Below are 6,656 nucleotides of genomic sequence, written 5' to 3'. Positions count from 1 at the left end.
GCGAAGCCCCCATCTTTCAGGTGGCGGACTACGGGCTGGTGGGGGATCTCTTCACCCTGCTGCCGGAGCTCACCGCCAAACTGTAAATTTGTCAGAAATGGCTGGGCTGTGGTCGTTTATGCGCTCTGCCCGCCATTTCTGTGCATGTTCCCTGCAAGCCCTGACCCGTTCAGGGCTTTTTCTACTGCAAGGGGGACGCAGAGTGACGGTAAAAGGTTGAGCCAGCTCCCAAAAAGCCTTTGATCCGCTGGCGGCTCTTGTGTAAAACCTGACAAGTCATCGATTACTCTCATCCACTCACGGAAAGCGTCATGAGCAAACAGATTTACAACTTCTGCGCCGGCCCCGCCATGTTGCCGGTTGAAGTCATGGAGCGCGCCCAGCGCGAATTTTGTAATTTTCAGGGGCTGGGAGCCTCGGTCATGGAGCTTTCCCATCGCGGCAAGCCCTACATGGCGGTGGCCGAGAAGGCCGAAGCGGATCTGCGCGAGCTGTTGGCGGTGCCGGACAACTACAAGGTGCTGTTCATGCACGGTGGTGGTCGCGGTCAGTTCTCCGCCGTGCCCATGAATCTGCTGGGCGGCGCCAACAAGAAGGCGGACTTCCTGCTGACCGGTGTCTGGTCCCAGAGCGCGGTGGATGAAGCCAAAAAATATGGCGATATCCAGACCTTCCAGGGTGTTGCCAAGAACGAGCAGGGGATCTCTCACCTGCTGCCGACACCGGCGTTTCGCGCTGATGCGGCCTATGTTCACTACTGCCCGAACGAAACCATCGACGGCATCGAGATGTTCGACATCCCGGCCACCGGTGAGGTGCCGCTGGTGGCGGATCTCTCCTCCACCATTCTTTCCCGTCCTATCGACGTGAGCCGCTTTGGCATTATCTATGCCGGTGCCCAGAAGAATATCGGGCCGTCCGGGCTTGCCATCGCCATCGTGCGCGACGACTTGCTGAACCAGGCCAGAGCCGACGTGCCTTCGATTTTTGACTATCAACTCACAGCCAAGAACGACTCCATGTTCAACACGCCGCCCACCTACGCCTGGTATCTGGCCGGTCTGGTGTTCGAGTGGCTCAAAGAACAGGGTGGCCTCGAGGCGATGGACGCGCGCAACAAGGAGAAGGCTGACTTCCTCTACGACTATCTCGATCAGTCGAGCTTCTACGGCAATCAGGTGGATGTCAGCTGCCGTTCGCGGATGAACATCCCGTTCCAGCTAAAAAATGCCGAGCTGGACAAGCAGTTCCTGGCCGAATCGGAAGCGGCTGGCCTGCTGGCCCTCAAAGGGCACCGCATTGTCGGTGGTATGCGTGCCAGTATCTATAACGCCATGCCGCTGGAGGGGGTGAAGGCCCTGGTGAGCTTTATGGATGGCTTTGCCAAGCGCCATGGCTGAGAAGAGAGCACCCACCTGTTTGCTGGCGGCCTCTTGTGACAACCCATGAGCCGCTTCCAGCTATTGCAGTGATTCAAGACGCCGGGGAGACCCCGGCGTCTTTTTTTCAACAGAACCAGAGTGCTGGCGTTCGCCGTGCGATTTCCCCTGAAAGTGCCCTTGCCGAGTGGGACGCAGGCTGTTAACGTCCGGACAGGCGTTTATTTTGAGATAGCACAGGAAGTCTATGAATTCGTTGCGTTTGGAACCCATTTCTCGTGTGGCCGGGGAGGTCAATCTGCCCGGCTCCAAGAGTGTCTCTAACCGTGCGCTGCTGCTGGCGGCGCTGGCCCGTGGCACCACCCGTCTGACCAACCTGCTCGACAGCGATGACATTCGTCATATGCTGGCTGCGCTGACCCAGCTCGGGGTCAAGTACAAGCTCTCCGCCGACAAGACCGAGTGCACCGTGCACGGTCTGGGCCGCAGCTTTGCGGTGAAAGAGTCGGTCAATCTGTTCCTCGGCAACGCTGGCACCGCCATGCGTCCACTCTGCGCCGCGCTGTGCCTTGGCTCCGGTGAATATACCCTGGGCGGCGAGCCGCGCATGGAAGAGCGCCCCATCGGCCATCTGGTGGATGCCCTGCGTGAAGCGGGTGCCCATATCCAGTACCTGAAAAAAGATGGCTATCCGCCGCTGGTGGTGGATGCCAAGGGGCTGTGGGGTGGCGATGTACACGTCGATGGATCTGTCTCCAGCCAGTTCCTGACGGCGTTTTTGATGGCGGCGCCGATGGCAGCGGGCGATACCCGGATCCACATCAAGGGGGAGCTGGTCTCCAAGCCCTATATCGATATCACCCTGCACATCATGAAGCAGTTCGGGGTGGTCATCGAGCACGACAACTACAAGCTGTTCTACATCAAGGGCAACCAGACCTACATCAGCCCGGGAGACTTTCTGGTGGAAGGGGATGCTTCCAGCGCCTCTTACTTCCTCGCGGCAGGCGCCATCAAGGGCAAGGTGCGGGTAACCGGCATCGGCAAGCACAGCATTCAGGGTGATATCCACTTCGCCGATGTGCTGGAGAAGATGGGCGCACGCATCACCTGGGGCGATGATTTCATCGAGGCTGAGCAGGCGCCGCTGCACGGGGTGGATATGGACATGAACCATATTCCCGATGCGGCCATGACCATTGCCGTTGCTGCGCTGTTTGCCGAGGGGCCGACCTCCATTCGCAATATCTACAACTGGCGGGTGAAGGAGACCGATCGTCTGCACGCCATGGCGACCGAACTGCGCAAGCTGGGCGTCGAAGTGGAGGAGGAGCATGACTTCATCACCGTGACCCCGCCGACCCAGCTCAAGCACGCCGAGATCGATACCTACAACGATCACCGTATCGCCATGTGCTTCTCGCTGGTGGCGCTGTCGGATACCCCGGTCACCATCAATGATCCCAAGTGCACGTCGAAGACCTTCCCGGATTACTTCGACAAGCTGGCCAGTATCAGCCAGCGTGGCTGATCACTGACAAACCCGTCATCTCCGACTCTTAGGGCCCGCGCTGAGCGGGCCTTTTTACCTTCCTCACCCGCATCGCCATTTCGCTTAGCATCATTTCAATAACTTGCAAGATTTCCTCACAAAATAGTTTTGTGATTGCTGTAATTTCCTATTTACACATGCTCTGTCGCGGGCTATGTTGAGATTTCTTAATCGCAGTCATCTAGCAGGAAGCCTTGTCATGCAGCATCAAACCGACGACGTTCGTATCAGTGAAATCAAAGAGTTATTACCCCCGGTTGCGGTGCTTGAGAAGTTTCCGGCTACCGAGACCGCATCAAATACTGTCTTCGAATCCCGTCAGGCCATTCATCAGATCCTGACCGGTGAAGATGAGCGTCTGCTGGTGGTGATTGGCCCTTGCTCCATCCACGATCCGGTGGCCGCGCTGGAGTACGGCAAGCGCCTCAAGGCGTTGCGCGACGAGCTGAAAGGTCAGCTGGAGATCGTGATGCGGGTCTACTTCGAAAAACCGCGTACTACAGTGGGCTGGAAGGGGCTGATCAACGACCCGTATCTCGACAACAGCTGCAAGATCAACGACGGTCTGCGCATTGGTCGCAAGCTATTGCTGGATCTCAACGATATGGGGCTGCCGACCGCTTCCGAGTTCCTCGACATGATCACCCCGCAATATGTGGCGGATCTGATGAGCTGGGGCGCTATCGGTGCCCGAACCACCGAATCCCAGGTACACCGCGAGCTGGCCTCCGGTCTCTCCTGTCCGGTGGGCTTCAAGAACGGCACTGACGGCACCATTAAGGTGGCCATCGATGCCATTGGTGCCGCCAGTGCGCCGCACCACTTCCTCTCGGTGACCAAATATGGCCACTCTGCCATCGTGGCGACCCGCGGTAACCCGGATTGTCACATTATCCTGCGCGGTGGTCGTGAGCCGAACTACAGCGCGGCCCATGTCGGCGAGGTGGTGAAGGGGCTTGAGAAGGCCGGTCTGCCGCAAAAGGTGATGATCGACTTTAGCCACGCCAACAGCAGCAAGCAGTTCAAGAACCAGATGGTGGTGGCCGAAGACGTAGCCGATCAGCTGCGTGCCGGCAGCAAGGCGGTGTTTGGCGTGATGGTGGAGAGCCATCTGGTGGAAGGCCGTCAGGATCTGGTGGATGGGTGCGAACTCACCGTCGGTCAGAGCATCACCGATGCCTGCATCGGTTGGGCCGATACCGAAGTGCTGCTGCGCAATCTGGCGGATGCCGTAGCAACCCGCAACGCTCGTTAACGCATGCTCTGCGGCTTTCTTGATAGTGAACACGCAAGGCCGCAGTTGAGCTAAGCCAAATCCAGAAAGCAGAAGCGCGACCCTCGGGTCGCGCTTTTTCGTTGGTGACGCGGATTACCAGCGGTAGGTCTTGAGCAGGGCTTCCAGTTTCTGACACTGCTCGACCAGCTGAACACTGGCGAGGTTGGCGGAGTGAGCCTGACCCAGGGTGTCGTTGGAGGTGTTGCGGATCTGGTTCACCGAGCTGTCCACCTCGCTGCAGACCCTGTCCTGCTCTTCGGCGGACTGGGCCATCTGAGCATTGAGATCGTTGATGCGGGCGATGCGTTCAATGATGTTTTGCATGGCGGCCAGGGTTGCCTCGGTTTTACTGATGCTCTCGCCCGCCTTGGTTTTTGCATCCCCGATCACCGTAACCGCGCTCTGGGCCTCTTTTTGCAGAGCGGCGATCATCTGGGAGATCTCCTCACTAGCGGCGCGGCTGCGGTTGGAGAGGGCTCGCACCTCGTCGGCTACCACGGCAAAACCTCGGCCTTGCTCGCCAGCTCGCGCTGCTTCAATGGCGGCGTTAAGGGCCAGCAGGTTGGTCTGATCGGCAATCCCCTTGATCACTTCCAATACCCCATCCACGGCTAGGCAGCGGCTGTCGAGCTGCTGGATCACCTGATCCACCCGATCAATTTCAGCCGACATCTCGTCCATATCGGTGATGGAGTGCTGGGCGAGACGGCTGGTGTCGGCGGCATCCTGATTGGTGAGGGCGGAGAGTTCGGCACTGTGGCGGGCGTGTTCGCGTACTTCGTGAGAGCTGGCGGCCAGTTCGCTTACCGCAGCGGCGACCTGAGTGGTCATCCCCTCTTGCTGACGGGCCGAGTTTTCAGTCTGGGTCGCCACCTGACGGATCTGGTTCGACTCCTGATAGAGCTGGTGGGTTGCCCCTTCTACCTCCTGCAGGCTGTGGCGGAAACCCTGCACCATGTCATTGACGGCGCGGGTCATCTGGCCCAGTTCATCCCGGCTGTGATTGACCAGGGGGAGGGCGAGGTTGCGCTCTTTGGCCATCTGGATCATGGTGAGCTGCAACTGGCGCAGGGGGTGTTTGACATAGCGCTGCAATACCCACCAGAGCAAGCCAAAGCCGAGGCTGAACACCGCGGCCAGACTGCCGCTCAGGATCAGGTTATTGTGGCGGATATCGTCGAAAGTATGGCTGAGGTCATAGCTGATCCGCACCGCCCCCATGACGGTACCTTCGTTCACCTGATGGCAGCTGGTGCACTGGGTGCCGCGATACTCCTTGTAGGCTTTGAACGGCTTGATCAGGGTGAGCTGGTTGCCCTGTTGTTGCAGGATGATATCCCCCTTGGTTATGGCTCGCTCGTCGAGGGCATCCTGGGCTTTCTGATCGGGATGGCCTGGGCCAAACAGATTGCTGACGGCGGGGGCACGGATCAGACGGGCTTCTACAATTCCTGCCTCGCTCTTGAGCTTGGTTTGCACTATCTGCCGGTTGACCATGCCGCCCGTCATCATCAGCACGTTGAGCTGATCCATGTAGGTGTTGGCTGCACTCTCTACCTTCTCTTCTGCCATGCGGATAGCAAGATCCCGTTGCAACCAGGCGGAGAGTTCAAAGCAGAGGGCAAAGGTGGAGCTGATAACCAGCGCAAGGGGGAGGAATATTTTCCAGTTCAAGGAGAGGTTATGCATTTTGGATAAGTTCCATGCGCTTGGTGTTGTTATGTGATCCCGTATCATCTTGATCGTAGACGAAGAAATGGCGGGAGATAGTTCTCTATCGGCACACAATAACCGCTCTTGAGTAAATAATCTGTTAAGCAGATCGGTAATGCAGGTTGCAAAAATGACCTCTGCGAGTAGTGCTGCTCCTTGGGTTGATCCAGAACAAATCACCGGTAACGATAATCGTTATCATTGTCATTATTTGCTGAATAGTGACCACCATGAATCTGACCCCTTCAATGACCGGTATTGCCTCGCCGGATCCCCTCAAGTTTGCCTTTAGCGCCAAGACTTCGGCTCACGCCAGTCGGGGAGGGATGCGCCCCTTCCCGCTGGATGAGGCTGGCTGGCAGAGTTGGTGGCAGCGAGAGAGTGAAGCTGCGGAGCGCGCCCTCTACATCCACATTCCGTTTTGCCGCAAGCGCTGCAGCTTCTGCAGTTTCTTTGAAAATGGCGCCAATCCGGCGCGGATCAACCGCTATGTCAACGCCCTCTGCGCCTCCCTTGCGCAGGCAGCTGACACACCGCTGGCGCAGAGCATGCCATTTTCTGCCGTCTATGTAGGAGGCGGTACGCCGACCGACATGAGTGCCGACGAGTTGGCCATGCTGGCCGCCGTGATCCGCCGTTTTCCGCTGGCGGCCGATGCCGAGGTGACGCTGGAGGGGCGCCTCAATGGCTTTGATGATGAGAAATGGCAGGCGGCACTGGCGGGGGGCTTCAACCG

General features: G+C 58.3%; 5 protein-coding genes. 4 read left to right on the top strand and 1 reads right to left on the bottom strand.

The window, feature by feature from the left end:
* Nucleotides 1-311 precede the first annotated feature (311 nt).
* The 3 genes from serC (at nt 312) to aroG (ending at nt 4,186) form a co-directional block, all read left to right on the top strand.
* A complete protein-coding gene (gene serC / locus LD28_RS0120730) occupies nt 312-1,400 on the top strand; it encodes a 3-phosphoserine/phosphohydroxythreonine transaminase (RefSeq protein WP_033138792.1) in 1,089 nt (362 codons plus the stop codon).
* Nucleotides 1,401-1,626: 226 nt separating this feature from the next.
* Entirely contained in the window at nt 1,627-2,910 is a 1,284-nt protein-coding gene (gene aroA, locus LD28_RS0120725; protein ID WP_033138791.1) for a 3-phosphoshikimate 1-carboxyvinyltransferase, read from the top strand.
* A 220-nt stretch (nt 2,911-3,130) separates the two neighbouring features.
* Nucleotides 3,131-4,186, top strand: coding sequence for a 3-deoxy-7-phosphoheptulonate synthase AroG (gene aroG / locus LD28_RS0120720; protein WP_033138790.1), 1,056 nt, complete (start codon nt 3,131-3,133; stop codon nt 4,184-4,186).
* Between the two features lie 114 nt (nt 4,187-4,300).
* On the opposite strand, the gene LD28_RS0120715 is transcribed toward aroG, so the two are convergent.
* Entirely contained in the window at nt 4,301-5,896 is a 1,596-nt protein-coding gene (locus LD28_RS0120715; RefSeq protein ID WP_033138789.1) for a methyl-accepting chemotaxis protein, read from the bottom strand.
* A 254-nt stretch (nt 5,897-6,150) separates the two neighbouring features.
* Between LD28_RS0120715 and LD28_RS0120710 the strand changes: the two genes are divergently transcribed.
* A partial coding sequence (locus LD28_RS0120710) for a radical SAM protein (RefSeq protein ID WP_033138793.1) occupies nt 6,151-6,656 on the top strand: 506 nt, incomplete at its 3' end.

Source organism: Aeromonas finlandensis, from assembly GCF_000764645.1.
In the GTDB taxonomy this organism is placed as follows: Bacteria; Pseudomonadota; Gammaproteobacteria; order Enterobacterales; family Aeromonadaceae; genus Aeromonas; species Aeromonas finlandensis.
The sequence above is the reverse complement of the archived record's forward strand: the minus strand, read 5'-3'. Positions and strand labels throughout refer to the sequence as shown.

Bases quoted from the DNA above. Each gene is read 5' to 3' on its own strand.
- serC (WP_033138792.1), top strand. From the start codon at position 312: ATGAGCAAACAGATTTACAACTTCTGCGCCGGCCCCGCCATGTTGCCG.
- aroA (WP_033138791.1), top strand. From the start codon at position 1,627: ATGAATTCGTTGCGTTTGGAACCCATTTCTCGTGTGGCCGGGGAGGTC.
- aroG (WP_033138790.1), top strand. From the start codon at position 3,131: ATGCAGCATCAAACCGACGACGTTCGTATCAGTGAAATCAAAGAGTTA.
- LD28_RS0120715 (WP_033138789.1), bottom strand. From the start codon at position 5,896: ATGCATAACCTCTCCTTGAACTGGAAAATATTCCTCCCCCTTGCGCTG.